This is a genomic window from Cupriavidus sp. 207A1, from assembly GCF_057798955.1.
This window is the reverse complement of record NZ_JBYOJO010000017.1, coordinates 85,246-109,928: the sequence shown is the minus strand read 5'-3', so window position 1 is coordinate 109,928 and position 24,683 is coordinate 85,246. Positions and strand designations below refer to the sequence as shown.

General features: G+C 69.6%; 27 protein-coding genes. 13 read left to right on the top strand and 14 right to left on the bottom strand.

The window, feature by feature from the left end:
• Positions 1-4: 4 nt before the first annotated feature.
• On the top strand, positions 5-550 hold the full coding sequence (locus tag AC3FMM_RS26320; RefSeq protein ID WP_488687683.1) for a CMD domain protein: 546 nt from the start codon (positions 5-7) through the stop codon (positions 548-550).
• Complete coding sequence (locus AC3FMM_RS26315; RefSeq protein ID WP_116312549.1) at positions 547-1,143, top strand: peroxidase-related enzyme; 597 nt, start codon at positions 547-549, stop codon at positions 1,141-1,143. Before AC3FMM_RS26320 ends, AC3FMM_RS26315 begins: the two co-directional genes overlap by 4 nt.
• A gap of 12 nt (positions 1,144-1,155) precedes the next feature.
• On the opposite strand, the gene AC3FMM_RS26310 is transcribed toward AC3FMM_RS26315, so the two are convergent.
• Together AC3FMM_RS26310 and AC3FMM_RS26305 are read right to left on the bottom strand one after the other, a co-directional pair.
• A complete protein-coding gene (locus tag AC3FMM_RS26310; protein ID WP_115709432.1) occupies positions 1,156-1,497 on the bottom strand; it encodes a cupin domain-containing protein in 342 nt (113 codons plus the stop codon).
• A gap of 32 nt (positions 1,498-1,529) precedes the next feature.
• Positions 1,530-4,808, bottom strand: a complete 3,279-nt coding sequence (locus AC3FMM_RS26305) for a DNA translocase FtsK 4TM domain-containing protein (protein WP_488687698.1) — start codon at positions 4,806-4,808, stop codon at positions 1,530-1,532.
• A gap of 256 nt (positions 4,809-5,064) precedes the next feature.
• On the opposite strand from AC3FMM_RS26305, the gene AC3FMM_RS26300 reads away from it, so the two are divergent.
• Entirely contained in the window at positions 5,065-6,288 is a 1,224-nt protein-coding gene (locus tag AC3FMM_RS26300) for an EAL domain-containing response regulator (RefSeq protein ID WP_116312546.1), read from the top strand.
• A gap of 18 nt (positions 6,289-6,306) precedes the next feature.
• Here the strand turns inward: AC3FMM_RS26300 and AC3FMM_RS26295 are convergent, their stop codons facing one another.
• The 3 genes from AC3FMM_RS26295 to AC3FMM_RS26285 all read right to left on the bottom strand — a co-directional run bounded on the left by AC3FMM_RS26295 (position 6,307) and on the right by AC3FMM_RS26285 (position 8,476).
• On the bottom strand, positions 6,307-6,873 hold the full coding sequence (locus tag AC3FMM_RS26295; protein ID WP_115709426.1) for a DUF4136 domain-containing protein: 567 nt from the start codon (positions 6,871-6,873) through the stop codon (positions 6,307-6,309).
• A 47-nt stretch (positions 6,874-6,920) separates the two neighbouring features.
• Positions 6,921-7,340, bottom strand: coding sequence for a DoxX family protein (locus AC3FMM_RS26290; RefSeq protein ID WP_115680206.1), 420 nt, complete (start codon positions 7,338-7,340; stop codon positions 6,921-6,923).
• 188 nt (positions 7,341-7,528) lie between these two features.
• Positions 7,529-8,476, bottom strand: coding sequence for a LysR family transcriptional regulator (locus AC3FMM_RS26285; protein ID WP_115709424.1), 948 nt, complete (start codon positions 8,474-8,476; stop codon positions 7,529-7,531).
• A 162-nt stretch (positions 8,477-8,638) separates the two neighbouring features.
• Here AC3FMM_RS26285 and AC3FMM_RS26280 point away from each other — a divergent pair, with 162 nt between their 5' ends.
• The gene (locus tag AC3FMM_RS26280; RefSeq protein WP_115709422.1) at positions 8,639-9,259 is read left to right on the top strand and encodes an FMN-dependent NADH-azoreductase; all 621 of its coding nucleotides are present in this window, start codon (positions 8,639-8,641) and stop codon (positions 9,257-9,259) included.
• Positions 9,260-9,469: 210 nt separating this feature from the next.
• Positions 9,470-10,759, top strand: a complete 1,290-nt coding sequence (gene egtB / locus AC3FMM_RS26275; RefSeq protein WP_414249132.1) for an ergothioneine biosynthesis protein EgtB — start codon at positions 9,470-9,472, stop codon at positions 10,757-10,759.
• Here egtB and AC3FMM_RS26270 read toward each other — a convergent pair.
• The 8 genes from AC3FMM_RS26270 to mltG form a co-directional block, all read right to left on the bottom strand.
• Positions 10,756-11,157 (bottom strand): YkvA family protein, encoded by a 402-nt coding sequence (locus tag AC3FMM_RS26270; protein WP_488687682.1) that lies wholly within the window; start codon positions 11,155-11,157, stop codon positions 10,756-10,758. The genes egtB and AC3FMM_RS26270 overlap by 4 nt on opposite strands.
• A gap of 15 nt (positions 11,158-11,172) precedes the next feature.
• Positions 11,173-11,919, bottom strand: coding sequence for an ankyrin repeat domain-containing protein (locus tag AC3FMM_RS26265; RefSeq protein ID WP_115709418.1), 747 nt, complete (start codon positions 11,917-11,919; stop codon positions 11,173-11,175).
• Positions 11,912-12,706 carry a TatD family hydrolase gene (locus tag AC3FMM_RS26260; RefSeq protein WP_488687681.1) on the bottom strand — a complete coding sequence of 265 codons (795 nt, stop codon included), beginning with the start codon at positions 12,704-12,706 and terminating at the stop codon, positions 11,912-11,914. Before AC3FMM_RS26260 ends, AC3FMM_RS26265 begins: the two co-directional genes overlap by 8 nt.
• 32 nt (positions 12,707-12,738) lie before the next feature.
• Complete coding sequence (locus AC3FMM_RS26255; protein ID WP_115709416.1) at positions 12,739-13,245, bottom strand: GNAT family N-acetyltransferase; 507 nt, start codon at positions 13,243-13,245, stop codon at positions 12,739-12,741.
• A 36-nt stretch (positions 13,246-13,281) separates the two neighbouring features.
• Positions 13,282-13,701 carry a PilZ domain-containing protein gene (locus AC3FMM_RS26250; RefSeq protein WP_198035973.1) on the bottom strand — a complete coding sequence of 140 codons (420 nt, stop codon included), beginning with the start codon at positions 13,699-13,701 and terminating at the stop codon, positions 13,282-13,284.
• Between the two features lie 63 nt (positions 13,702-13,764).
• Entirely contained in the window at positions 13,765-14,772 is a 1,008-nt protein-coding gene (locus AC3FMM_RS26245; protein ID WP_115709414.1) for a DNA polymerase III subunit delta', read from the bottom strand.
• A gap of 77 nt (positions 14,773-14,849) precedes the next feature.
• Positions 14,850-15,461: a dTMP kinase gene (gene tmk / locus AC3FMM_RS26240; protein ID WP_116312540.1), complete on the bottom strand. Its 612-nt coding sequence runs from the start codon at positions 15,459-15,461 to the stop codon at positions 14,850-14,852.
• Positions 15,462-15,468: 7 nt separating this feature from the next.
• Positions 15,469-16,464, bottom strand: a complete 996-nt coding sequence (gene mltG / locus AC3FMM_RS26235) for an endolytic transglycosylase MltG (RefSeq protein ID WP_116312539.1) — start codon at positions 16,462-16,464, stop codon at positions 15,469-15,471.
• Positions 16,465-16,677: 213 nt separating this feature from the next.
• Between mltG and ygfZ the strand changes: the two genes are divergently transcribed.
• The 3 genes from ygfZ to AC3FMM_RS26220 all read left to right on the top strand — a co-directional run bounded on the left by ygfZ (position 16,678) and on the right by AC3FMM_RS26220 (position 18,916).
• Entirely contained in the window at positions 16,678-17,694 is a 1,017-nt protein-coding gene (gene ygfZ, locus AC3FMM_RS26230) for a CAF17-like 4Fe-4S cluster assembly/insertion protein YgfZ (protein WP_488687680.1), read from the top strand.
• A 16-nt stretch (positions 17,695-17,710) separates the two neighbouring features.
• Positions 17,711-18,001, top strand: coding sequence for a DUF4936 family protein (locus AC3FMM_RS26225; RefSeq protein WP_012352764.1), 291 nt, complete (start codon positions 17,711-17,713; stop codon positions 17,999-18,001).
• A gap of 87 nt (positions 18,002-18,088) precedes the next feature.
• Positions 18,089-18,916: an NRDE family protein gene (locus AC3FMM_RS26220; protein ID WP_115709406.1), complete on the top strand. Its 828-nt coding sequence runs from the start codon at positions 18,089-18,091 to the stop codon at positions 18,914-18,916.
• A 16-nt stretch (positions 18,917-18,932) separates the two neighbouring features.
• Here AC3FMM_RS26220 and AC3FMM_RS26215 read toward each other — a convergent pair whose 3' ends face one another.
• Complete coding sequence (locus AC3FMM_RS26215) at positions 18,933-19,361, bottom strand: GNAT family N-acetyltransferase (RefSeq protein WP_116312536.1); 429 nt, start codon at positions 19,359-19,361, stop codon at positions 18,933-18,935.
• Positions 19,362-19,553: 192 nt separating this feature from the next.
• Here AC3FMM_RS26215 and AC3FMM_RS26210 point away from each other — a divergent pair, with 192 nt between their 5' ends.
• The 5 genes from AC3FMM_RS26210 (at position 19,554) to AC3FMM_RS26190 (ending at position 24,681) form a co-directional block, all read left to right on the top strand.
• Complete coding sequence (locus AC3FMM_RS26210; RefSeq protein WP_115681441.1) at positions 19,554-20,288, top strand: FadR/GntR family transcriptional regulator; 735 nt, start codon at positions 19,554-19,556, stop codon at positions 20,286-20,288.
• 49 nt (positions 20,289-20,337) lie between these two features.
• Positions 20,338-21,231, top strand: a complete 894-nt coding sequence (gene ltnD / locus AC3FMM_RS26205; protein WP_115709403.1) for an L-threonate dehydrogenase — start codon at positions 20,338-20,340, stop codon at positions 21,229-21,231.
• Between the two features lie 12 nt (positions 21,232-21,243).
• Entirely contained in the window at positions 21,244-22,515 is a 1,272-nt protein-coding gene (otnK, locus tag AC3FMM_RS26200) for a 3-oxo-tetronate kinase (RefSeq protein ID WP_414249130.1), read from the top strand.
• Positions 22,515-23,168, top strand: a complete 654-nt coding sequence (gene otnC, locus AC3FMM_RS26195; RefSeq protein ID WP_115709399.1) for a 3-oxo-tetronate 4-phosphate decarboxylase — start codon at positions 22,515-22,517, stop codon at positions 23,166-23,168. The genes otnK and otnC overlap by 1 nt, the downstream gene beginning before the upstream one ends.
• A gap of 148 nt (positions 23,169-23,316) precedes the next feature.
• Positions 23,317-24,681 carry an MFS transporter gene (locus AC3FMM_RS26190; RefSeq protein ID WP_116312534.1) on the top strand — a complete coding sequence of 455 codons (1,365 nt, stop codon included), beginning with the start codon at positions 23,317-23,319 and terminating at the stop codon, positions 24,679-24,681.
• Positions 24,682-24,683: the final 2 nt, after the last annotated feature.

The following is a 24,683-nucleotide window of genomic DNA, read 5'->3' as shown; positions in this document are numbered from 1 at the left end:
TCCGATGACCCAGCCCCCGACTTCCCCGGTCGACCTGATCGACCAGCTCGCCGGCCTCGCGCCGGGCAGCGCCACCCACGCCCTGCGGCACCAGCGCGACAAGGTCGTGGCCGCCACCCAGGGCAGCTACGATGCCCTGTTCGACCCCGAACTGCCGGGCCTGTCGCTGGCGGAACGGCTGCTGGTGGCGCTGTACGCCGCCCGCCTGACGCCGTCGCCGGCGCTGGCCGCGCACTACCGGGGCCGGCTCGGGCAGCTTGGCGCCGATGCCAGCCAGGTGCGCGCCGCGGCCGAGGGCACGCCTGCGGACATCGCCGAGCCGCGCCTGCGCGCCATGCTCGAATTCACCCGCAAGCTGATCGAAAAACCGGTCGAGGGCGACCAGGCCGCGCTGCTGGCACTGCCCGCCGCCGGCCTGAGCACCCCGGCGGTGGTCACGCTGGCGCAGCTGGTCGCGTTCCTGTCGTACCAGGTGCGGCTGGTGGCCGGACTGGACGCGCTGAAAGCCCTGCAAGCCCTGAATCACAACCCCGCCGGAGCCCAGGCATGAGCGAAATCATCAAATCCCACGGCTTCACCAACGAAGTCCTCGACTGGAAGGCATGGCTCGACGTGGTCGACCTCGACCAGGCCACGCCCGAGCAGATCGCCGTGCTCGAAGAGAGCCACCCCAAGGCCAAGGTGCAGGACTACTACCGCTTCCTGGTCCACCAGCCCGAGATCCTGCGCCAGCGCTCGACTGCCTTCAACGCCATCATGTACGCGCCCGGCGGCATGCCGCGCGCCGAGCGCGAGCTGTCGACCACGGTGGTGTCGCGCATCAACGGCTGCGTCTACTGCGCCTCGGTGCACGCCCAGCGCTTCGAGCAGCTGGCCAAGCGCAACGATGTGATCCGCCAGGTGTTCGACGACCCCTTCAGCGCCGGCACCACCGCGCGCGAACGCGCCATCGCGAAGTTCTCGGCGGAACTGACCGAGCGTCCGGCCGAAGTTTCCGCCGAGCAGCTCAGGCCGCTCCGCGAGGCCGGCGTGACCGATGCCGAGATCCTGGACCTGATCCACTCGATCGCGATCTTTGCGTGGGCGAACCGGCTGATGCTGAATCTTGGGGAACCGGTGTTTCCCGAGCAAACCGGCGCATAGCTTCAGCTGGCGTCAGGCGCCCGTCGCGGCGTGATGCACGGCCAGCCAGACCGTAGGCTGGTCGGCATCGGTCCACGCGACGCGGTGCCGGCAGTGGGCCGGCAGATGCAGCCAGTCGCCCGGCGCCATGCGATGCTCGCCGGGCTGCCCCTCGATCTCGAGCGCGGCACTGCCGCTCAGCAACAGCACCCATTCCGCCTGCGCGCTGTCGTACCAGAAGCCCGCGGGGCTGGCCTGGCCGTTGGAGACGATGCGCTCGATGCGCAGGCCCGGGCATTGCAGCAGCGGCTCGAAGATTTCCTGCGCCGCGCCGGCCGGGACGCCGGCAAAAAGGTTTCCGTGTTCCGTCTGCATGGTGCCCCCTTCCGGCGCTGCTTGCGCCTCGCTCAGTCGCCCGGCCCGGGCGCGAGCACGTCGCGCGCGCCGTTGCGGCCCATCGGCGAGACCAGTCCGGCGACTTCCATCTGCTCGATCAGCCGCGCCGCGCGGTTATAGCCGATGCGCAGCTGCCGCTGCACCGCCGAGATCGAGGCGCGGCGGCTGGTCAGCACGAAGCTGGCGGCCTCGTCGTAAAGCGGGTCGGCCTCGCCGTCGCCGCCGCCGTCGCCGAACAGGTCGGCGCCGCCGGCCTCGGCCGGGTCGCCGGCGAGAATGGCCTCATCGTAGTCGGGCTCGCCGAACTGCTTCCAGTGCTCGACCACGCGATGCACTTCGTCGTCGGCAACAAAGGCGCCATGCACGCGCTGCGGATAGCCGGTGCCCGGCGGCAGGAACAGCATGTCGCCCTGCCCGAGCAGGCTCTCGGCGCCCATCTGGTCGAGGATGGTGCGCGAATCGATCTTGGACGAGACCTGGAACGCCACGCGCGTGGGGATATTGGCCTTGATCAGGCCCGTGATCACGTCCACCGACGGGCGCTGCGTGGCCAGGATCAGGTGGATCCCGGCGGCACGCGCCTTCTGCGCCAGGCGCGCGATCAGTTCCTCGATCTTCTTGCCGGCGACCATCATCAGGTCGGCCAGTTCGTCGATCACCACCACGATCATCGGCAGGCGCGACAGCGGCTCGGGTGCATCCGGCGTCAGCGAGAACGGGTTGGGCACCTTCTGCCCCGCGGCCTCGGCGGCGCGGATCTTCTGGTTGTAGCCGGCCAGGTTGCGCACGCCCAGCGCCGACATCAGCTTGTAGCGCTTTTCCATTTCGCCGACGCACCAGTTGAGCGCGTGGGCGGCCTGCTTCATGTCGGTGACCACCGGCGCCAGCAGGTGCGGAATGCCCTCGTAGACCGACAGCTCCAGCATCTTGGGGTCGATCATGATCAGGCGCACGTCTTCCGGCGTGGCCTTGTACAGCATCGACAGGATCATCGCGTTGACCGCCACCGACTTGCCCGAGCCGGTGGTGCCAGCCACCAGCAGGTGCGGCGCGCGCGCCAGGTCGGTCACCACCGGGTTGCCGGTGATGTCCTTGCCCATCGCCAGCACCAGCCGCGAATGATGCGCCTGGAACGAGGCCGCCTTGACGATCTCGGACAGCCGGATCATCTGCCGGCGCGCATTGGGCAGCTCCAGCCCCATGCAGGTCTTGCCAGGGATGGTCTCGACCACGCGGATCGAGGTCACGCCCAGCGCGCGCGCCAGGTCCTTCATCAGCCCGACCACCTGCGCGCCGCGCACGCCCATGGCGGGCTCGACCTCGAAGCGGGTGATCACCGGGCCGGCTCCGGCGCCGACCACGGCGACCGGCACCTTGAACTCGGCCAGCCGCTGTTCGATCAGTTCGCCGGTTTCGCGCAGGCGCTCTTCCGAGACCTGCTCGGCGCTGTCGACCTCGCATTCCAGCAAGTCAGCCGGCGGCAGGCGGTAGTCGACCACGGGTCGCGGCGACGGTGGCGCCACCGGTGCGGGCATCGGTGCGGGCGCGGGCGGCGTCGTGGCTGCCAGCGGCACGGTGCGCCCGACCACGGCGGGTAGCACGATGCGGGGCTTGGCGGGGGTCGGGCCGGCTGGCGCGACTTCGACGGGTGCCCGAGCTTCAGCGGAGGTGGCAGATTCGACGGGCTCGGCGGCTTCCACTGCCTCGCTTGCGTTGGCTACATCGGCTACATCGGCTGCGTCGATGGCCGGCAACTGCTCCGGCTCGTCGGCTTCGCCGACCAGGCCGTTGCCGTCCATCACGGCGCTTTCCGTGCCGGCGTCTTCGGCCGGGACCAGCGCCTCGGGCTCGGGCGCGCCGCCCTCCTCCATCGCGGAACTTGCGACGGCGTGGGCTACGGCGTCAGCACCGGCGTCGTGATCAGGTGCGCTTGCTTCGCGTTCCTGAGCGGTCTCGCCCGTGCTTTCCGGCACGTCTGCCAACAGAGCTTCGACTTCCGCTTCGACAGGGGCTTGCGGCGCGGCGTCAGCCAGCGGCTGTGTCGCGACCGGGTCGGGCTCGGCAGCGTTCACGTCGATGGCAGGATCCGCTGCCGCTTCGGGCATGGCCACCGGCAAGGCGTCCGAGCCCGGGGCGGCCGACTGCACTGTCGCGGGCTTGCCCATCAGGGCCTGCAACTCGGCGAGCAGGTCGAGCGCTTGCTGCCGGAGCGCGGCCAGCGATGGGGCATCGCCATCCAGCGCAAGGGGTTCGGCCGGGACCGCGGTAACAGCGTCGTCGACCGGAACGGAAGCAATGGCCGGCGCCGCCAGCACGATTTCCGGCTCTGGTGTGGGCTCGGTCTCGGGTGCGGCGATTGCCTGCGCTGGGACGACGGCCTCCGCTTCGACACTGGCGGCCGCCTGCGTGGCGACAGCGATCTCGGCGGCGGCGGCGGCCGGCACGGCCACAGCGGCGGCGGCCTTCGCGGACGCTTCCGGCAGCGTCGTGATCGCCGAACGGACCAGCGGCTGCGGCTGACGGAACGGGCTGCTGACCACGGTGGCGCGCAACGGCTGTGCCGGCCGCGGCGCGGGGGCCGGTGCGGGCGCGGCAGCGGCGACCGGCTTGCGTGCCGCCGGCTGGGCGACACGCATTGCCGGTGCGGCGGCAGCCGGCGCCGGCTGCGGGGCACGCTCAGGCCTGGGCGCGCCAGGCGCGTCGGCATGATGCAGCCAGAGCTCGCCCGGCTGCGGCGGCGATTCACGGGTGCGGCGCGGCGGCTGCCAGGCGGGCTGGCGGCGCGCGGAGACGGCCTCGAAACTGCGATGGCGCGGCGCGGGCGCGGTCCAGCCGGCGTTGCCCGCTGCCGGTGCATCGCGGCGCTCGGCCTCGCGCAGCGGCTGGGTGGCGGCGAAGGTCACCGGCGCATCGTCGGGCGCCGTGGCGGGCGCGGCGGCGCGGCGCGGCTTGCGCGCGAACAGGCTGCGCCAGGTCTCGCCGAACACCATCGGCGCGGCCAGCGCCAGCACGGCCAGCATCAGCAGCAAGGCACCGGTCCAGCCGAACAGGCTGCCGAAGCCGCCGGCCAGCGCACGGCCGACGCCGCCGCCGGCGGTCGATTCCGGATCCGCGCCGCTGGTCAGTGCCTCCAGGCTGGCGCTCGCGCACAGCACCGCCAGCGTGCCCAGCCACACACGCAGCGAGCCGGGCCCGGCCAGGCGCCGCTCGCCCGCCAGCCAGCGCGACACCAGCCGCCACAGCAGCGGTACTATCCAGAAAGTCGAAAACCCGAACCAGCCCAAACCCATTATCGACATGCCATCTTCAAAACACCGGGCAGCGATTGTAGCGGTTATGTCAGTGGGCGATTGAATCGGAAAGCGCAAATATTCGTAACGCGGCGCTTTTTGAACGCCATTGCGCAACGATGCCAGGACGATCGCCGGCCCATTCACGACCGCGCCATGGTCTCGCCGGCAATTGGCGTAGCCGCGCCGCGCTACCATTGGGCAACCCGGGTGCATCGCATCGCGGCGCGCCGCCCTCCCCTGCTGCTCACGCTCCATGCCAATCCGTTACGCCAGGCTGCGCATCCTCGTCGTTGAAGACCATCCGTTCCAGCGCGCCGCCGCCGAGGGCCTGCTGCGCCATGTCGGCGTGCAGGCCCTGACCAGCGCGCACAACGGCACGCAGGCGGCCGAGCTGCTGGCGCGCGAGCCGTTCGACGTGGTGCTGTGCGATATCGAGATGCCGGGCTGCAATGGCCCCGAGCTGATCGCCGAACTGCACCGGCGCGGCCCGCGCGCCTTCGCCGGCGCGCCGCCGGTGTGGGTGTGGGTCACGGCGCTGGCCGAAGACATCCTCGATTCCAACCGCGGCCTGGCGCATGCCGCCGGCATCCCGCGCGTGCACGCGCTGCGCAAGCCGCTGGCGCCCGATGCGCTCGAAGTGATCCTGGCCGATGCGCTGGTGCGCCAGGATGCCGAAGCCGGCGTGCCCGCCTGGACCCCCGACGCCGAGGAACTGCTCGCCGCGACCCGCGCCGGCACGGACCTGCTGGTCATGCTGCAGCCCCAGCACGACATTGCCAGCGGCCGCCTGGCCGGGGCCGAAGCACTGGTGCGCTGGCGCCATCCCGAGCATGGCCTGGTGCCGCCCGACCAGTTCATCCCGCAGCTCGAGGCGCTGGACGCGGCCGATCCGGTGTTCTTTTTGGTCGCGCGCCAGTGCCTGGCGGCGCAGCAGCGCCTGCGTGCCGCCGGGGTCGAGGTTGCGATGGGCCTGAACGCGTCGGCGCAGACGCTGTGCCGGCCGGGCCTGCTGGAATCGCTCGACGCGCTGGTGGCCGCCAGCGGCGTGCCGCGGCAGGCGCTGACGGTGGAGCTGACCGAGGGCTACCCGGTGCGCGACACGCTGGCGCTGTCGGTCGCGCTGAACCGGCTGCGGCTGCTTGGCTATGGCGTGGCGATCGACGATTTCGGCGTGGGCATCGCCACGCTCAAGCTGCTGGCGGACCTGCCGTTCAGCCAGCTGAAAGTGGACCGCTCGTTCGTCGCCGCGGTCGACGGGCACGGCCAGCGCGCCACGATCTGCCGCAGCATGATCGGCCTTGCGCGGGAGCTCGGGCTGGAGTGCGTGGCCGAGGGCGTCGAGACCGAGGCCCAGCGCGCCGCGTTGGGGGCCCTGGGCTGTCCGCTGGGCCAGGGCTATCTGTGGTCGGCGCCCAGGCCGGCCGAGGCCTTCGTCGCGGACGCCATCGAGCGCGCGATGGCAACGCCGCCGGCCTGAGCCGCGGCGCCGCCAGCCTTACTGCCCGACCCGGAACGGGTACTTGGCGAAGATCTGCGCCACGGTCCTGTCGATGCGCTGCTGGGCACTGGCCTTGTCGCTGGTGTCGACGCTGCCGACCGCCACGCCTTCCCACACCAGCTTCATCTGGCGCCGGTCGACCAGGTCGATGTTGACGGTGCCCTCGGTGTAGCGGTACACGTCGTTATAGAAGCCATAGCCCGGCCACGGCGCATACAGCCCGCCGCGATAGCCGTAGTAGCCCATCATCGGCGCGGGTGCCGGGCTGACCTCCACCTTTTCCTGCAGCCTGGCATTGAAGTTGACCAGCAGGTCCGGCGACTGCGCCACGTAGCGGTAGCCGCGCGCGCCCAGTTCGCGCTGGACCGCGGTCTTGAAGTACTGGGTGGTCAGGCTTTCATAGCCGGCGCGGTCGGTGCCGGGACGCTCGACAAAGCCGAAGGTGCGGTAGGCGCTGAAGTCCGTCGCGGGGTTGTAGTCGGTCTTGATGTCGGGCACGCTGGCGCAGCCCGACAGCAGCAGCGCCGCGACAGCGGCGGGGAAGAGTTGCCGGAACGCATTCACGTTACGTCTCCAGGAATTGGCGGCAAGGCGCGGGATTGCGGGTCGCGCTAGTTGAGCTTGCCGTTGATGCCGCCCACGCTGAGCCGGCCCGCCCCCAGCAGCACCACCGCCAGCGCCGCCCCCAGGTACATGCCCTGCAGCTCCAGGGCCCAGCCGCCGGTATTGGACAGCATGCCAAGCTCCTTGGTATGCACCAGCCCGATGGCGAACAGCATGTTGAGGGCAACCACCAGCGCCGCCAGCCGGCTCCACAACCCGATGATCAGCAGGATCGGCGCGACGATCTCGCCCAGGTAGACGCCGTAGGCGACCCAGGCCGGCAAGCCGGCGTCGGCGACCACCTTCGACACGAAACCGATGCCGGACGCGCCCGTGACCTTGGCGATGCCATGCATCAGGATCAACACGCCAAGCACGATGCGCAGCAGCGCCTTGCCCAAGTCCTGGGAACCCTGAGAGCCACCCATGGCCATTCTCCTTGCCGTTGTCTGTGAGAGGTTATCGATCCATGCGCCTTAGCCCTCACGCGCACGGTTCGCCCCTGTACCTTAGTGCGAGGCGGCGTGAACGTAAAGCCGCAAATCGCGACACTGGCCAGCACCGGCGCGGCCGGCACCACCCCTTGCACACGGCTCGGCACATGCCGCATGCAGCGCTACACCACGCGGTGCATCGACGGCGTGCGCGGCTGCTGCATGCCGACCTTGTGCGCGCATTCCGGCAACACCTCGCCCAGGAAGTCCAGGAAACGCCGCGTGGCCGGCGTTACGCCCTTGCGCGACGGGAACACCGCGTGCAGCGTGCCGACCGGCATGTCGTACTGCGGCAGCACCAGTTCCAGCTCGCCGCTCTCCAGCGCCTCGCGGCAGAACATGCGCGGCAGCATGGCCACGCCGACCCCGGCGATGGCGGCCTCGCGCAGCAATGCGAACTCGTCGGTGACCAGGCGCGGATCGTAGGCGATCTGGATCGAATCGCCGGTCTTGCAGCGCAGGGTCCAGACATGCTTGCCGTCGTGCGGCTGCTGGCCCACGCCCGGCATGCCGTCGAGCGCCTGCGGCGTGCGCGGCCGGCCGATGCTGTCGAGCAGCGACGGACTGGCCACCAGCATCAGTTCGCTTTCGCCAAAGGTGCGCACCGCCAGGCTGGAATCTTCCATCACCTCGCGCACGCGCAGCGCCAGGTCGAAGCCCTCGGCGATCACGTCGACGCGCCGGTTGGTGGTTTCCAGTTCGATGCGCACGGCCGGGTTGGCGCGCATGAAGTGGCCGATCGCCGGCGCCAGCAGGATCTGGGCGATGGCGATCGGGCAGCTCACCCGCAGCGTGCCGCCGGGCTGCTCGCGCGCCTGCTCGATGACCTCGCGCGCCGCCTCGGCCTCGTTGAGCATGGCGCGGCAGCGTTCGTAAAAGGATTCCCCCAGCGGGGTCACGCGTACCTGGCGCGTGGTCCGGCGCAGCAGCTGCACGCCCAGGTCGCGCTCGAGCTGGGCGATGCGCCGGCTCAGCCGCGACTTGGGCACGCCGGTGGCACGGCTGGCCGCGGAAAAACTGCCGTGCTCGACCACTTGGGCGAACAGCGACAGGTCGTTGAGGTCTTGCATGGATGGCTCCGGGGTCACCCCGATGGCTCCACAACCCGCTCCGGACGGCGCCGGGGTGGCGTTGCATCGGTAGAACAATCATTTGCATTTTGCCTCACTACCGATACCAATGGCCAGCCGCTATCTTTCCTCCATCGCAACCGCATCCTTGTGGAGAAAGACATGAACATCCTGCAGATCGATACCAGCGTCCTCGGCGACAACTCCGTTTCGCGCAGCCTGACCGCCAGCGTGGTGGCCGACCTGGTTGCCGCCAACCCCGGCGCCACCGTAACCGTGCGCGACCTGGACCAGGATGCCCCGGCGCACCTGTCCGGCAACCTGCTGCCCGTGCTGGGTGGTCCCAAGGACGGCCTGAACGCCGTGCAGCAGGCCGAGCTGCAGCGCACCGAGCAGTGGCTGGCCGAGTTCCTCGCCGCCGACGTGCTGGTGCTGGGCGTGCCGCAGTACAACTTCAGCATCCCGAGCCAGCTCAAGGCCTGGATCGACCGCATCGCGCAGGCTGGCCGCACCTTCAAGTACACCGAGAGCGGCCCGGTGGGCCTGGCCGGCGGCAAGCGCGTGATCGTGGTGTCGTCGCGCGGCGGCGTGCGCCAGGATGCCAACGCGCTGGACCTGCACGAGCAGACCGTCGACGTGGTGTTGCGCTTCCTGGGCATCACCGACATCACCTACGTGCGCGCCCACGGCCTGGCCATGGGGCCGCAGTTCCGCGAAGCCGGGCTGGCCAGCGCCCGCACCGAGATCGCGGCGCTGAACGACGCCAGCCGGCTGGCTGCCTGAGCTGGCTGCCTGAGCTGGCTGCCTGAAGCCGGCCGTGGCCGCGGCGCCGTCGCTGTAGGACGGCGCCGGCTCGCCCCGGGACCGGATCGGGTCTATGATGGTTCGGGGCGCTACGGCGCCCCGCGTGCCATGGGCGGCGCGCAGCCGCGGCCCGTGGGCGCCGGCGGCGCACCGCCTGCAGTCATCGACCGATCCAACCCGGGAGCCCGCATGACTTCAGCCCTGTTGCCAGGAGCCGCCCTCCATCCGCCGCACGAACCCGCGCTGCTTTCGCAGTACCGGCATGTACGCGCCGCCACCGAGACCCTGGTGGCCGACCTGTCCGATGCCGATGCCACCGTGCAGTCCATGGACGACGCCAGCCCGGCCAAATGGCACCTGGCGCACACCACGTGGTTCTTCGAGGAGTTCGTGCTGGCCGCGCGCGTGCCGGACTACGAGCCGGTGGACCCGTCCTACCGCTATCTCTTCAACTCTTACTATGAAGCGGTCGGCGCGCGGCACCCGCGGCCGCAGCGCGGGCTGCTGACGCGCCCGTCGCTGGACGAAGTGCTGGCGTACCGCGAGGCAGTCGACGAAGCGATGCTGTCGCTGCTGGGCAGCGCCCAGACCGACGACGAGGCGGCGCTGATCACGCTTGGCCTGCAGCATGAACAGCAGCACCAGGAACTGCTGCTGACCGACGTGCTGCACCTGTTCGCGCAGAACCCGCTGCGCCCCGCCTTTGCCCCGGAACTGCCCGCGCCCGTCATTGCCGACCCGCGTCCCGCGCCGGACTGGATCGGCTTCGACGGCGGCCTGGTCGAGATCGGCCACCGCGGCGAGACCTTCGCCTTCGATTGCGAAACCCCGCGCCACAAGACCTACCTGGCCCCCTTCACGCTGTGCTCGCACCCGGTCAGCAACCGGCAGTGGTTCGAGTTCATCGAGGATGGCGGCTACCAGAGCGCCGGGCTGTGGCTGTCCGACGGCTGGCGCTGGGTGGCAGAGCAAGGCATCCAGGCGCCGCTCTACTGGGAAGAACGCGAAGGCACCTGGTGGCAGATGACGCTGCGTGGCATGCATCCGGTCGATCCGGACAGCCCGGTGACTCACGTCAGCTTCTACGAGGCCGACGCGTTCGCACGCTGGGCCGAGCGCCGGCTGCCAACCGAGGCGGAATGGGAGCACGCGGCCAGCCGCCTGCCGGCCACCGGGAATTTTGTCGAGGGGCGCGCGCTGCGGCCGCTGCCGGACCGGCAGAACACCGCCGGCGTGCTGCGCCAGATGTTCGGCGACGTCTGGGAATGGACCGCCAGCGCCTTCCTGCCCTATCCGGGCTTCCGCCCCAACCCGGGCGCGGTGGGCGAGTACAACGGCAAGTTCATGAGCGGCCAGATGGTGCTGCGCGGCGGGTCGTGCGTCACCCCCGAATCGCATATCCGCGCGACCTACCGCAACTTCTTCTATCCGCACCAGCGCTGGCAGTTCACCGGCGTGCGGCTGGCCGACGACGCCTAGGCCGGGGCCCGGTATGGCGCCAGCCAGCGCCACGTCAGCCACGCCAGCACCACCCACACCAGCACTATGACCACGGCGGCCGCGCGATTGCGCGGCCGTTGCGCATGGGTGGCCTGCCACGCTTCGGCACGGCCGCGGCATTCGTCCTTGACCGTGGCCGGAATCATCCGCAGCGTGAGCCAGATGCCCAGCGGCACCAGCAGCACGTCATCCAGATAACCCAGCACCGGGATGAAATCCGGGATCAGGTCGATCGGGCTGAAGGCGTAGGCCACCACCAGCGCGCCGAGCAGCCGCGCCGCCCACGGGGTGCCGGGATGGCGGCTGCAGAACCACAGCGTCAGCAGGCTGCCCTTGAGCCCGCGCGCCCACTGGCGCAGGCGCGAACCGCTGGCCATCGCCGCCGCGCCGGCTTACCAGCCCTTGCTCTGCGGCGCCGCGGGGCGCTGGCCGCCGGGCTCGGCGACGGGCGGCTTCAGCGGCGGCGCCGCCACGATCGGCGTCTGCGGATACAGCTTCTGCCAGCGCGCCTTCAGCCCGCTGGCGATCTCGGCCTGGTTGTAGCGCTCGGCAAAGTCGATCACGGTCATGCCCTGCTGGTTCTTCAGGCGCATGTCGGCGCCTTCGTCCAGCAACAGTTTGACGGTCTCGATATGGCCGCCGCGCGCGGCCATCATCAGCGGCGTGGTGCCGTTGGGGCTTTCGGCATCGATATACGCGGCATGGTCGACCAGGTACTTGACCACGTCGTTGTGGCCGTTGGTGGCGGCGTAGTGCAGCGGAGCCCAGCCGGTCTTGTTGATCTCGGCCTCCATGTCGTCGACCATCAGCTTGACCATGTCGAGCTGGCCCTGCAGCGCGGCCATCATCAGCGGGGTTTCGCCGGCCGGGTTGGCCTTGTCGAAATCGATATCCTTGGCGCGGATCAGCACCGTGGCCGCCTTCAGCGACTTCTCGCGCAGCGCCAGCACCAGGGCCGGGTTACCGCGGTTGTCGACCACGTTGGGGTCGACGCCCTTGGCCAGCAGCTTCTTGACGGTGTTGGCGTCGTCGAATTCCACCGCCTTGCGCATGTCGTCGGCCGGCGCGGCCTGGGCGAGCGTGGCGGCGGCCAGCGCGACAGCGCCGGCGGCACGGCGGACGAACTTCATGTCAAACATGAGATTTCCTATCGATAGGCTTGAATAAATTGAAGAAATTTTCCGTGGTCTGTTCCGCGACCTGCTCCACAGGAACCCCGCGCAGTTGTGCGATGAACTCGCCCACATGGCGCACCCAGGCCGGCTCGTTGGTCTTGCCGCGGTACGGCACGGGGGCCAGGTAGGGGGAATCGGTCTCGATCAGCATCCGGTCCAGCGGCACCTTGCGCGCGGTTTCCTGCAGGTCCGCCGCGCTCTTGAAGGTGACGATGCCGGAAAACGAGATATGGAAGCCCTGGTCCAGCGCCTGGCGGGCGACGTCCCAGGTCTCGGTGAAGCAGTGCATCACGCCGCCGGCTTCACCCGCGTTTTCCTCGCGCATCAGGCGCAGCGTGTCCTCGGCGGACGATCGGGTATGGATGATCAGCGGCTTGCCGGTCTGGCGCGCGGCGCGGATATGGGTGCGGAAGCGTTCGCGCTGCCATTCCATCTCGGCGATGCTGCGGCCGTTGAGCCGGTAGTAGTCCAGCCCGGTCTCGCCGGTGCCGACCACGCGCGGGTGGGCGGACAGCGCCACCAGCCGCTCCAGCGTCGGGTCCTCGCCTTCTTCGTAGTCAGGATGCACGCCGACCGACGCGTACAGGTTGGGATGCTGCTCGGCCAGCGCCAGCACGCGCGGGAAGTCTTCCAGCGTGACCGAGATGCACAGCGCATGCGTGACCTGGTTGGCGCGCATGTTGTCCAGCAGTTCCGGCAGGCGCGCGGCCAGTTCGGGGAAATCGATATGGCAGTGGGAATCGACAAACATGGGAAATCTCAGGTACGGCGTTCAGGCGGCGCTCAGGCAGCGTCCACGCGGCGGCCGACGATGATCAGGTCGCGCTCGACGCCGTCGAGCACCGCCACGCGCGGCAGGTCACCCCAGCGCGTGAAGCCCAGCGCCGCGAACAGGCCCAGGCTGGGCGCGTTGTGGCCGAAGATAAAGCCGAGCAGCGTGTTCACGCCGACTGTGGGCGCGTGGTCGATGGCCTGCTGCAGCAGGTAGCGCCCCAGCCCCTGGCCGCGGCGCTGTGCGTCCAGGTAGATCGACACCTCGGCGGTGGCGCCATAGGCCGGGCGCCCGTAGAAATCGGAAAAGCTCATCCAGCCGGCCATGCTGCCATCGGCATCCTCGCACACCCAGAGCGGACGGCGCCCGGGCTGGTGGGCGTCGAACCAGGCCTGGCGCGAGGCCACGGAGACCGGCTCGGTATCGGCGGTGACCATGCGCGAAGCCACGGTGCTGTTGTAGATGGCGACGATGCCCGGCAGGTCGCCGGGCTCGGCAATGCGTAGCGAGAAGTTCATTAAAATCAATATATTGCGAGAGATATCTCGCAACCTTCATAAAGTTTGGGTGGGGCGCCCGGACTCCAGCATCTTGCCCAGGATTTCCTCCACCGCGCGGCGCAGGTTGCGCCCGTTGTCGTCGTCGGGCAGGTGCACGCCGACGCCGGGGGTCTTCATCGGCGTGCCCGCGGGCGTAATCCAGGCCACGTGGCCAGCGATCTGGTATTTCTGCGGCCGGTCCAGCAGCGACAATACCAGGAACACCTGTTCGCCCAGCCGGAACGGCCGGTTCGACGGCACGAAGATGCCGCCGCGCGCCAGGAACGGCATATAGGCCGCGTACAGCCCGGCCTGGTCCTTGATCGACAGCGACAGCACATTGGGGCGCGACGCCGCCCCGCTGCCCGCTGCGCCGCCCGCCGTGTTGCCAAACCCCACCTCGCCCGGCGCAGTGCCGGCGACTGCCGTGTTCATGGATGACCCCCTGACAATGACGATGCTGCTTGTTGTTATGGTTCGGGTCCGGCCGCGGCCGCGCTAGCGGAACAGCTGCCGGTACTCCAGGAATACCGCTTCCATCACCAGCCGTGCCGCCAGCGGATGGTTCTCGCTGCGGCGGTGTGCGTTCAGGCGCGCGGCAAACGCCTGCAGGCCGCGCGCATCGGTGGCACCGGCGCAGCGCGCCAGCGCGGCGCGCTCCCTGGGGAAGTACCGCGGCGTGGCACCGCCATCCAGCCGCAGTGCCAGCAGATCGTACGTCCAGCGCTGCAGGATGCCAAGCACGGCAGGCACCGGCAGCTTCTGCAGTTGCTCGGCCGCCGCGGCGGCGTCGATGGCGGCCGCGGCGCCGAGCTGGCCCACCAGCCAGCGCTGCAGCGGCTGCTCCTCGGCCTCGGCCGCGTGCAGCGCGGTCAGCGGCGCGCCGCCGGCCAGCGCCAGCTGGGCCTCGGCATCCGCCACGCCCTGCCCGCGCAGCCACGCCAGCGCGGCCTCGGGGGTCGGGCGCTGGGCCGAAAACTGGCGGCAGCGCGACAGGATGGTCGGCAGGATGCGGTCAAGCCGGTCGGTCACCAGCAGGAACACCGTCGACGGCGGCGGTTCCTCCAGCGTCTTGAGCAAGGCGTTGGCGCCCTCGGTCTGCAGCGCGTCGAGCGGATAGACCACCACCACGCGCAACCCGGCGCGGTGCGTGCCTACCGCCACGGCCTCGATCAGCGCGCGCACCTGCTCCATGCGGATGATCTTGCTGGGCGCCTTTTTCTTGCCGCCCTCGTCGGTTTCCGCCTCGGCCGAGGCGTCGAGGGCCTCGGGCCGCACCACCGTGAAATCCGGATGGTTGCCCTGGCTGAACCAGTGGCAGGCGGCGCATTGCCCGCACGGCTGCCCGTCCGCCAGCGGCGCCTCGCACAGCAGCCCCTGGGCGAAATGCAGCGCCAGGTCGCGCTTGCCGATGCCTTGCTGGCCGTGGATCAGCAAGGCATGCGGCAGCCGCTCGCGCAGCGCGCCCAGCCGTTGCCAGTCTTCTTTCTGCCAGGGATATAGCATGTAAATCAGTAAGTTAGCGGTCCAACTTCGAGTACTGGCTGAATATTGCCGTGAGGCCGGATAAAAATGCCGGCTAATCAGATAGTTGCGAGGATCTTTTCAAGTTCGTCGCGAATATCGGCAATGCTGCGGGTAGCGTCGATAACGCGGAAGCGCTGCGGCGACTGGGCCGCGCGGCGCAGATACTCGTCGCGGGTGCGCTGGAAGAAGGCGCGCGATTCCGCCTCGAACTTGTCCGGCGTGCGCGCGGCGGCCAGGCGGGCGCTGGCGGTCTCCAGCGGTACGTCGAACAGCAGCGTCAGGTCCGGCTGCAGGTCGCCCTGGACCCAGCCTTCCAGCACTTCGAGCCGTCCGGTGGCCAGGCCCCTGCCGCCGCCCTGGTAGGCAAAGGTAGCGTCGGTGAAGCGGTCGGAAATGACCCACTTGCCGCGCTCCAGCGCCGGGGCGATGACTTCGGCGATATGCTCGCGCCGCGCCGCGAACATCAGCAGCGCTTCGGTTTCCAGGTGCATCTTGCGGTGCAGCAGGATCTGGCGCAGGTCTTCGCCCAGCGACGTGCCGCCGGGCTCGCGCGTGGTCACGACACCGGCGATGTCGGCGCGCGCGCGCAGGCGGTCGGCAACCCAGTCGATATGGGTGCTCTTGCCGGCGCCGTCGATGCCCTCGAAGGTAATGAATTTTCCGCGCATGGAATGCCTATTTGCCGCGCTGGTACTTGTCGACCGCGCGGTTGTGTTCGGGTAGCGAGTTGGAGAAATGGCTGCTGCCGTCGCCGCGGGCAACGAAGTACAGCGCGTCGGACGGCGCCGGCGTGGTTGCCGCGGCCAGAGAGGCCAGCCCCGGCAGCGCGATCGGCGTGGGCGGCAGGCCGGTGCGGGTGTAGGTATTGTACGGGGTGTCGGCCTGCAGGTCGCGCTTGCGCAGGTCGCCGTCGAAGGCCTCGCCCAGTCCGTAGATCACGGTCGGGTCGGTCTGCAGCAGCATGTTCTTGCGCAGCCGGTTGATGAACACCGCGGCGATCATCGGGCGCTCGGCAGCCTGGCCGGTTTCCTTCTCGACGATCGACGCCATCACCAGCGCCTCGTACGGGGTCTTGTACGGCAGGTCGGGCGAGCGCGCGTTCCAGGCCTCGTTCAGCCGGCGCTGCATGGCGCGGTAGGCGTGCTTGTACAGCTCGAGGTCGCTGCTGCCGCGCGCGAACAGGTAGGTGTCGGGAAAGAACAGCCCTTCGGGCGAAGCCTCGGGCGCGCCGATGGCTTTCATCAGTTCCGCGTCGGACATGCCGCGGGTGTCGTGTCGCAGCGCCGGGCTGGCGTCGACCGCGGCGCGCATCTTGCGGAATTCCCAGCCCTCGATCACCGTGACCACGTAGTGCGTGACTTCGCCGCGGGCCACTTTGGCGACGATCGACAACGGCGTGGCGCCGGTTTCGAATTCATAGCCGCCGGCCTTGAGGTCCGCGCCGTGGCCGGTCAGCCGCGCCAGCAGCACGAACAGCCGCGGGTCCATGCCCACGCCGCCACGCTGGATCTGCCGGCCGACGCTGGCCACGCCTGAATTGGGCTTGATCACCACTTCCACCGGCGACCGGGCGAGCGCCACCGGGTGATTGGCCCACCACGCGAAGCCGCCCGCGGCCGCCAGCGCAAATACCAGCACGGCAAGCCCAAGACTTAGGAATAAACGTTTCATGTATCCGTTGTAGCGACCAGCCCCGGGCACCGTCGGCGCAAGCACGCGCCGCGGCAGACCAACGGCGCCGGCCGAAAATCTCGTAGCCCCATATAATAACCGGCAGCCTGGCACCGACCGTGAGCCGTGGCGCCGGCGCCTCCGCAGGCCCGGCACCGCGCCCCTTCGGTGGCCTGAACTCTTCCCCCGATTTGCCTCGACGATTGCCTCGCAATGCCAGCATTGAATCCCCAAGCCCAGGAACTCGCCGCAAACCTTGACGCGCTGACTGCCGGCGGCGTGGTTTGCACACCGGCCGGGCTCGGCCTCGTCCGCGTGGCGGGCGACGATGCCGCCAGCTTCCTGCACACCCAGCTGACCAACGCGGTCGACGACCTGGCGCCGGGCACGGCGCGCCTGGCCGGCTACTGCTCGCCCAAGGGCCGGCTGCTGGCCACCTTCCTGATGTGGCGCGACGCCGACGGCATCGTGCTGCAGCTGTCGGCCGAGATCCAGCCTGCGGTACAGAAGCGGCTGTCGATGTTCGTGCTGCGCGCCAAGGCCAGGCTGTCCGATATCACCCCGGGCCATGCCATCCTCGGCGTGGCCGGCGCCGGCGCCGCCGCAGCGCTGGCCGCCGCCGGGCTGCCCGCGCCGGAGACCGCGTTTGCCGTGGCCGCCGCCGAAGGCGCCACCGTGATCCGCCTGCCCGACAGCGCCGGCCAGCCGCGCTGGCAGCTGGTGCTGCCGGCCGAGCGCGCCGCGGCGGTGCAGGCGGCGCTGTCCGCCGCGCTGACGGCTGCCACGCCGGCGTTGTGGGACTGGCTCGAGGTGCAATCCGGCCTGCCCCGCATCGTCGCCGCCACGCAGGAGCAGTTCGTGCCGCAGATGATCAATTTCGAGCTGGTCGGCGGCGTCAATTTCCGCAAGGGCTGCTATCCCGGCCAGGAAGTGGTGGCGCGCAGCCAGTACCGCGGCACCCTCAAGCGCCGCATGTGGCTGGTGCAGGGCGCAGGCGAGGTGCCGGCGCCCGCGGCCGAAATCTATCGTCCGGAAGACCCCGGCCAGCCCTGCGGCATGATCGTCAACGCCGCGCCCGCGCCCGATGGCGGCTGGGCCGGGCTGGCCGAGCTGAAGATCGATGCCGCCGGCAGCGCGCTGCGCCTGGGCAGCGCCGAGGGCGCGGCACTGGTCACCGCCAGCCTGCCCTATGCGGTGCCGTTTGGCGAAGCCGCGCAGGCCGCCGGCTGATTGCACGGGACCCGCCATGAGCGATCACCTCTACGTCTATTTCCGCGTGCCGGAGGCCGTCGCCGCCGAGGCGCTGCCGCACTGGCACCGCTGGATGGAAACGGTCGCCGAAGCCACCGGAATTGGTGGTACGCTGATGCGCAGGCCGGAAACCCGCGCCGGCGTGCAGACCTGGATGGAGTGCTACGCCGACGTGCCGCCCGCGTTCGATGCCACGCTGGAAGGGCTGTGGCGGCAGAGCGGGCTGGACCAGTGGGTGGAAGGCGAGCGGCGCGCCGAACACTTTATCGACCTTGACGTGCTGTAGGCGCCCTTGGATGACGTGTCGGCGCCGTCGGACTGAAGTACGCGGGAGCCGCTGAGGCGGCACCCCTGCGGCAAAGGAAGCGAAACGATGTGTCTGATCCTGGTTGCCTGGCAATCGCACCCGGACTATGCCCTGGTCGTGGCCGGCAACCGCGATGAATTCTATGCACGCCCCGCGGCGGCCGCGCACTGGTGGCAGGATGCGCCCCAGGTGCTGGCCGGCCGCGACCTCGCCGAGGTCATCGGCGAACCCGGCACCTGGATGGGCGTCAACGCCGAGGGCCGCTTCGCCGCGCTGACCAACTATCGCGCCCCGTCCGAAAAACGCACCGACGCGCGCTCGCGCGGCGAGCTGGTGGCAGGCTTCCTGCGCGGCCACGCGGCGCCGTTCGACTACCTCGACCGCCTCGCCGGCGAAGACGGCGCCTACAACGGCTTCAACCTGCTGGCGAGCGACCTGCGCGAATTGTGGTGGTACAGCAACCGCTCGGCGTCGCGCCAGCCGCAACGGCTGCGCCCCGGCCTGTACGGGCTGTCCAACGCGCTGCTCGACACGCCCTGGCCCAAGGTGCGCAGCCGCGTCGGCGCGCTGGCCGAAGTGCTGGCCGCGGACAGCGGCCAGCCCACCGCCAGCGCCGAACCCTACCTGCAGATGCTGGCCGACCAACGCCAGGCCGCGGATTTCGAGCTGCCCGCCACCGGCGTGGCGCCGGAGTGGGAAAAGCTGCTGTCGTCGGCCTTTATCCGTTCGCCGATGTACGGCACGCGCGCCAGCACCGTGCTGCGCATCCGCCACGACGGGCGCTTCGACCTGAACGAGCGCAGCTTTGACGCCGATGGCCGCATCGGCGAGGTGGCCTACCACGGCACGTTGAACCTGTCGCGCGACACCGGCATCGTGCAGGCGCCGCGCTGAGCGCCGCGCCGCCGCTTTATCGCCGCAGGCGCTTGCGCATCTCCACGTGCGGGATGCCCGCCTCTTCGAATTCCGGCCCCACCTGCGCAAAGCCCACGCGCGCATAGAACGGCGCCGCGTGGGTCTGCGCGTTGAGCACCAGTTCCGGATAACCCAGCTGTTCCGCCTTGCGCATCAGCGCCTCCAGCACCAGCGCGCCGACGCCGCTGCCGCGCGCCGGCTTCAGCACGGCCATGCGGCCGATATGGCCGTCGGGCAGCAGCCGGCCGGTGGCCAGCGGCGTGCCATCCTCGTCCAGCGCCAGCGCATGCCAGCTGGGCTCGTCCCATTCGTCCCATTCCAGTTCCACCGGCACGCCCTGCTCTTCGACAAAGACGGTGTAGCGGATGGCGCGCGCGCGCTCGCGTGCTTCGGGCCAGGGGCAGATCAGGACGGTGGTGGGCATGGCGTAAAAACGGGCAAGTGGCAATGCGGGCGCCAATGATACGCCAGCCAGCGCCCACCGCAGCCGCCCCAATATGGAGCAGTGGGCGCACGGGACCGGATGAAATGCACCATACCAGGGTTTACCTGGGGTCGGCAGCCGCATAGCAAATTTGTATGATGACCTGATTACCGAATGACCGGAAAAGCTGCCGTGTTCCAGAAAGTCCCTGCCCGTGCCCTGACTGACAACGTCGCCGAACAGCTGCTGGACAAGATCCAGAGCGGCGCCTTTGCCCGCGGCGACAAGCTGCCGACCGAGGCGGTGCTGTCCGAAGAATTCGGGGTCAGCCGCACCGTGGTGCGCGAGGCCATCTCCCGGCTCAAGTACGAAGGCGTAGTCGAGTCGCGCCAGGGCAGCGGCGTGTTCGTGACGCTGCAGGCCGGCATCCGGCCGCTGCGTATCGACTACACCGACACCGGCACGCTCGAAGCGGTGCTGCAGATCGTCGAGCTGCGCCGCGCGATCGAGGCCGAGGTGGCCGCGCAGGCGGCACGGCGCCGCACCGATGCCTCGATGGCGGCGATCGACGCCGCGCTGGCCCGCCTCGACGAAGTGGTGGCGCAAGGCGGCGACGGCGTCGCCGAGGACGTGGGCTTTCACCGCGCCATCGCCGAAGCGACCGGCAATCCTTATTTCCTCAAGACGCTGGAATTCCTGAGCCAGTACCTGGAAGCCGCCACGCGCGTGACCCGCACCAACGAAGCGCGCCGCGCGGACTTTTCGCGCCAGGTGCGCGAGGAACACCAGGCCATCGTCGCCGCGATCCGCGCCGGCGACCCGCTGGCCGCTCGCAATGCCGCGCAGAACCACATGTACAACGCCGCGCACCGGCTGGCGCAACTGGGCGCCGACGAGAGCGGCGCGACGCACGGCGCCACCAACTGACGCGCCGTCGCAAGCATCGAATCATCCGTATCTGTTTCAGGGAGTCCCTATGTCCAGGAATATCGGCGTCATCGGCCTTGGTGCCATGGGCTTTGGTGTCGCGCAGTCGCTGCTGCGGGCCGGTTTCAATGTGCACGCCTGCGACCTGCGCGCCGAAGTGCTGCAGCGCTTTGCCGACGCCGGCGGCGTGCCGTGCGCCTCGCCCGCCGAGCTGGGCAGCCGCTGCGACGTGGTGCTGACGCTGGTCGTCAACGCGCAGCAGACCGAGGCCGTGCTGTTCGGCGCCGACGGTGCCGTGGCCGGGATGCAGCCAGGCAAGCTGGTGATCGCCAGCGCCACGGTGCCGCCGGGCTTTGCCGGGACGCTGGGACAGCGCCTCGCCGAAAAAGGCCTGCTGATGCTGGACGCGCCGGTCTCCGGCGGTGCCGCGCGCGCCGCCAGCGGCGAAATGACCATGATGACCTCGGGCCCCGCCGAAGCCTACGCGCTGGCCGAGGACGTGCTGGCCGCCATCGCCGGCAAGGTCTACCGCCTGGGCGCCGCGCACGGCGCCGGCTCCAAGGTCAAGATCATCAACCAGCTGCTGGCCGGCGTGCATATCGCCGCGGCGGCCGAGGCGATGGCGCTGGGCCTGCGCGAAGGCGTGGACCCGGACGCGCTCTATGACGTGATCACGCACAGCGCCGGCAACTCGTGGATGTTCGAGAACCGCGTGCCGCATATCCTGAAGGGCGACTACACCCCGCTGTCGGCGGTCGACATCTTCGTCAAGGACCTGGGCATGGTGCTCGATACCGCGCGCACCAGCAAATTCCCGCTGCCGCTGTCGGCCGCGGCGCACCAGATGTTCATGATGGCCTCCACCGCCGGCCACGGCGGCGAAGACGATTCGGCCGTGATCAAGATCTTCCCGGGCATCGAGCTGCCGGGCAAGGCCGAATAAGGAGCACCGACGATGACCGCGCTCCTGGGCTGTATCGCCGACGACTTTACCGGCGCCACCGACCTCGCCAACACGCTGGTGCGCAATGGCATGCGCACCGTGCAGACCATCGGCGTGCCCGCATCCATGGCCGATATCGGCAGTGCCGACGCCTTGGTGGTCGCGCTCAAGTCGCGCACCGTGCCCGCGGCACAGGCGGTGGCCGAGTCGCTGGCCGCGCTGCAATGGCTGCGCGCGCAGGGCTGCCGCCAGTTCGTCTTCAAGTACTGCTCCACCTTCGATTCGACCGACGCCGGCAATATCGGCCCGGTGGCCGAGGCCCTGCTGGCGGCACTGGACAGCGACTTCACCATCGCCTGCCCGGCCTTCCCCGAGAACGGTCGCACCATTTTCCGCGGTCACCTGTTCGTCGGCGATGCGCTGCTGAACGAATCGGGCATGGAGCACCATCCGCTGACGCCGATGACCGATGCCAACCTGGTGCGCGTGCTGCAGCGCCAGAGCAAGCACAAGGTTGGGCTGCTGCGCCATGACGCGGTCGCGCACGGGGCGCAGGCCACGGCCGGGCGCATCGCCGCGCTGCGCGGCGAGGGAGTACGCATGGCAATTGCCGATGCCGTCTCCGACGCCGACCTGCTTACGCTGGGCGAGGCGTGCGCCGGCCTGCCGCTGATCACCGGCGGCTCCGGCATCGCGCTGGGCCTGCCCGAGAACTTCCGCCGCGCCGGCCTGCTGCCGCAGCGCGCCGACGCCGACGCGGTGCCGGCCATCGACGGCCCCGGCGTGGTGCTGGCCGGCAGCGCCTCGCGCGCGACCAACGGGCAAGTGGCGCGCTGGCTGGAGCAAGGCCGCCCGGCACTGCGCATCGACCCGCTTGCGCTGGCGCGCGGCGAAGCCGTGGCCGACGCCGCGCTGGACTTCGCCGCCGCCCACGACGAGCCGGTGCTGGTCTACGCCACCTCCAGCCCCGACGAGGTCAAGGCCGTGCAGGCCGAACTGGGCGTCGAGCGTGCCGGCCACCTGGTCGAGCAATGCCTGGCCACCGTCGCCGCCGGCCTGCTCGCACGTGGCACGCGCCGCTTTGTCGTCGCCGGCGGAGAGACCTCGGGCGCCGTGGTACAGGCGCTGAACGTACGCGCGCTGCGCATTGGCGCGCAGATCGCCCCCGGCGTGCCGGCCACGGTCACGCTCGGCGCCACGCCGCTGGCGCTGGCGCTCAAGTCGGGCAATTTCGGCGGCCCGGACTTCTTCGACCAAGCGCTGCGCCAGCTGGGAGCCGAGTGATGAGCACCGAAAGCAAGCTGCGCGAAGAGATCTGCCGCATCGGTGCCAGCCTCTACCAGCGCGGCTATACCGTCGGCTCGGCCGGCAACATCAGCGCGCGGCTGGACGATGGCTGGCTGATCACGCCGACCGATGCCTGCCTGGGCATGATGGATCCGGCCGCGGTCGCCAAGGTCGCCGCCGACGGCACCTGGGTCTCGGGCGACAAGCCGTCCAAGACGCTGACGCTGCATCGCGCGATCTATGACAACAACCCCGGGGCGCACGCCGTGGTGCACACGCACTCGACGCACCTCGTGGCCCTGACGCTGGCCGGTGCCTGGCAACCGGACGACGTACTGCCGCCGCTCACGCCGTACTACGTGATGAAGGTCGGCCATATCCCGCTGATTCCCTATCACCGGCCCGGCGATCCCGCGGTCGCCGCGCGCGTGGCCACGCTGGCCGCGCAGGTGCGCGGCGTGCTGCTGGAGCGCCTGGGGCCGGTGGTGTGGGAGTCCAGCGTCTCGCGCGCCGCGTTCGCGCTGGAAGAACTGGAGGAGACCGCCAAGCTATGGATGATGATGAAGGACACGCCGGGCTTCGCCGCCCGCGCGGCGCTGCCCGACGGCGCACTGGCTGAGTTGCGCGACGCCTTCCAGGCGCGCTGGTAGCACAGCCCTCTTTTTTCCGACTGACACGGCCATACGGATCTGACCGGCGCGGTTGCCTTGCGGCCACCGTGCGGGGCACGCGCATGCCTGCGATTCGCGTAGCCGGCACACATTACTAGACCAGACTGACTCTACCCGGAGACCACCGATGCCTTCCAACCAACCGGCGGCCAGCGTACCCGCCTTCGACAGCCTGGGCGGCAACGCCCGGCTCGACACCGACACCCAGATCGAGAAACGCGCCTACAGCAAGGTGTTCTGGCGCATCATGCCGTTCCTGATGCTGTGCTACGTGGTCGCCTACCTCGACCGCGTCAACGTCGGCTTCGCCAAGCTGCAGATGGGCCAGGACCTGGCCTTCTCCGAGACCGTGTTCGGCCTGGGCGCCGGCCTGTTCTTCATCGGCTACTTCCTGTTCGAGGTGCCCAGCAACCTGCTGATGCACAAGATCGGCGCGCGCATCTGGATCGCGCGCATCATGATCACGTGGGGCATCATCTCGGCGCTGTTCCTGTTCGTGAAGACGCCGACGCAGTTCTACGTGATGCGCTTCCTGCTCGGCCTGGCCGAGGCAGGCTTCTACCCCGGCGTGATCCTGTACCTGACCTACTGGTACCCCGCCAACCGACGCGCCAAGATGATCGCGCTGTTCATGTCGGGCATCCCGGTCGCCGGCATGTTCGGCAACCCGCTGTCGGGCTGGATCATGGACGCCTTCAACGGCACCCATGGCATGAGCGGCTGGCAATGGATGTTCCTGCTCGAAGCCCTGCCCGCGCTGGTGATCGGCGTGGTGACGATCTTCGTGCTGCGCGATGGCATCGACAAGGCGCCGTGGCTCAGCGCCGATGAAAAGCGCGTGCTCAAGCGCAATGTCGAGGAAGACCAGCACAAGGCCGGCGCCGCCGCCGGCCAGGCGCACGGGCATTCGCTGGGCGCCGTGTTCAGCGACCGCCGCGTGTGGTGGATGTGCCTGATCTACTTCTGCTTCGTCACCGGCCAGTACGCGCTGACGTTCTGGATGCCGACGCTGGTCAAGGCCAGCGGCGTCACCGGCAACCTGAAGATCGGCCTGCTGTCGGCGATCCCGTTCATCTGCGCCATCATCGTCATGAACATCCTCGGCCACAGCGCCGACGCACGCCAGGAACGCCGCTGGCACCTGATCGTGCCGGCGCTGATGGGTGCAGTGGGCTTTGCCATCGCCGCCTCGTTCACCAACAATACGACCGTGTCGATCGCCGCGCTGTCGCTGGCCGCCGCCGGGGTGCTGACCTGCGCGCCGCTGTTCTGGTCGCTGCCCACGGCGTTCCTGTCCGGCATTGCCGCCGCTTCCGGCATTGCCGTGGTGAACTCGGTCGGCAACCTGGCCGGTTTCGTGTCGCCGTACATGGTTGGCGCGCTCAAGGACCTGACGCACAGCACGCAGCTGCCGATGTACGTGCTGTCCGCGATCCTGGTGGTCGGCGCCGTGCTGGTGTGGCTGACGCCGGCTAAACTGGTCAATCGCTGATA

Coding starts and splice junctions, on each gene's coding strand:
- egtB (WP_414249132.1), top strand. CDS start 9,470: ATGACTTCAGCCCTGTTGCCAGGAGCCGCCCTCCATCCGCCGCACGAA.
- AC3FMM_RS26225 (WP_012352764.1), top strand. CDS start 17,711: ATGAGCGATCACCTCTACGTCTATTTCCGCGTGCCGGAGGCCGTCGCC.
- mltG (WP_116312539.1), bottom strand. CDS start 16,464: ATGAAACGTTTATTCCTAAGTCTTGGGCTTGCCGTGCTGGTATTTGCG.
- ltnD (WP_115709403.1), top strand. CDS start 20,338: ATGTCCAGGAATATCGGCGTCATCGGCCTTGGTGCCATGGGCTTTGGT.
- AC3FMM_RS26245 (WP_115709414.1), bottom strand. CDS start 14,772: ATGCTATATCCCTGGCAGAAAGAAGACTGGCAACGGCTGGGCGCGCTG.
- AC3FMM_RS26290 (WP_115680206.1), bottom strand. CDS start 7,340: ATGGGTGGCTCTCAGGGTTCCCAGGACTTGGGCAAGGCGCTGCTGCGC.
- AC3FMM_RS26250 (WP_198035973.1), bottom strand. CDS start 13,701: ATGAACACGGCAGTCGCCGGCACTGCGCCGGGCGAGGTGGGGTTTGGC.
- AC3FMM_RS26285 (WP_115709424.1), bottom strand. CDS start 8,476: ATGCAAGACCTCAACGACCTGTCGCTGTTCGCCCAAGTGGTCGAGCAC.
- AC3FMM_RS26265 (WP_115709418.1), bottom strand. CDS start 11,919: ATGTTTGACATGAAGTTCGTCCGCCGTGCCGCCGGCGCTGTCGCGCTG.
- AC3FMM_RS26310 (WP_115709432.1), bottom strand. CDS start 1,497: ATGCAGACGGAACACGGAAACCTTTTTGCCGGCGTCCCGGCCGGCGCG.
- ygfZ (WP_488687680.1), top strand. CDS start 16,678: ATGCCAGCATTGAATCCCCAAGCCCAGGAACTCGCCGCAAACCTTGAC.
- AC3FMM_RS26255 (WP_115709416.1), bottom strand. CDS start 13,245: ATGAACTTCTCGCTACGCATTGCCGAGCCCGGCGACCTGCCGGGCATC.
- AC3FMM_RS26315 (WP_116312549.1), top strand. CDS start 547: ATGAGCGAAATCATCAAATCCCACGGCTTCACCAACGAAGTCCTCGAC.
- AC3FMM_RS26260 (WP_488687681.1), bottom strand. CDS start 12,706: ATGTTTGTCGATTCCCACTGCCATATCGATTTCCCCGAACTGGCCGCG.
- otnC (WP_115709399.1), top strand. CDS start 22,515: ATGAGCACCGAAAGCAAGCTGCGCGAAGAGATCTGCCGCATCGGTGCC.
- AC3FMM_RS26305 (WP_488687698.1), bottom strand. CDS start 4,808: ATGGGTTTGGGCTGGTTCGGGTTTTCGACTTTCTGGATAGTACCGCTG.
- AC3FMM_RS26320 (WP_488687683.1), top strand. CDS start 5: ATGACCCAGCCCCCGACTTCCCCGGTCGACCTGATCGACCAGCTCGCC.
- AC3FMM_RS26280 (WP_115709422.1), top strand. CDS start 8,639: ATGAACATCCTGCAGATCGATACCAGCGTCCTCGGCGACAACTCCGTT.
- AC3FMM_RS26220 (WP_115709406.1), top strand. CDS start 18,089: ATGTGTCTGATCCTGGTTGCCTGGCAATCGCACCCGGACTATGCCCTG.
- AC3FMM_RS26190 (WP_116312534.1), top strand. CDS start 23,317: ATGCCTTCCAACCAACCGGCGGCCAGCGTACCCGCCTTCGACAGCCTG.
- otnK (WP_414249130.1), top strand. CDS start 21,244: ATGACCGCGCTCCTGGGCTGTATCGCCGACGACTTTACCGGCGCCACC.
- AC3FMM_RS26300 (WP_116312546.1), top strand. CDS start 5,065: ATGCCAATCCGTTACGCCAGGCTGCGCATCCTCGTCGTTGAAGACCAT.
- tmk (WP_116312540.1), bottom strand. CDS start 15,461: ATGCGCGGAAAATTCATTACCTTCGAGGGCATCGACGGCGCCGGCAAG.
- AC3FMM_RS26270 (WP_488687682.1), bottom strand. CDS start 11,157: ATGGCCAGCGGTTCGCGCCTGCGCCAGTGGGCGCGCGGGCTCAAGGGC.
- AC3FMM_RS26215 (WP_116312536.1), bottom strand. CDS start 19,361: ATGCCCACCACCGTCCTGATCTGCCCCTGGCCCGAAGCACGCGAGCGC.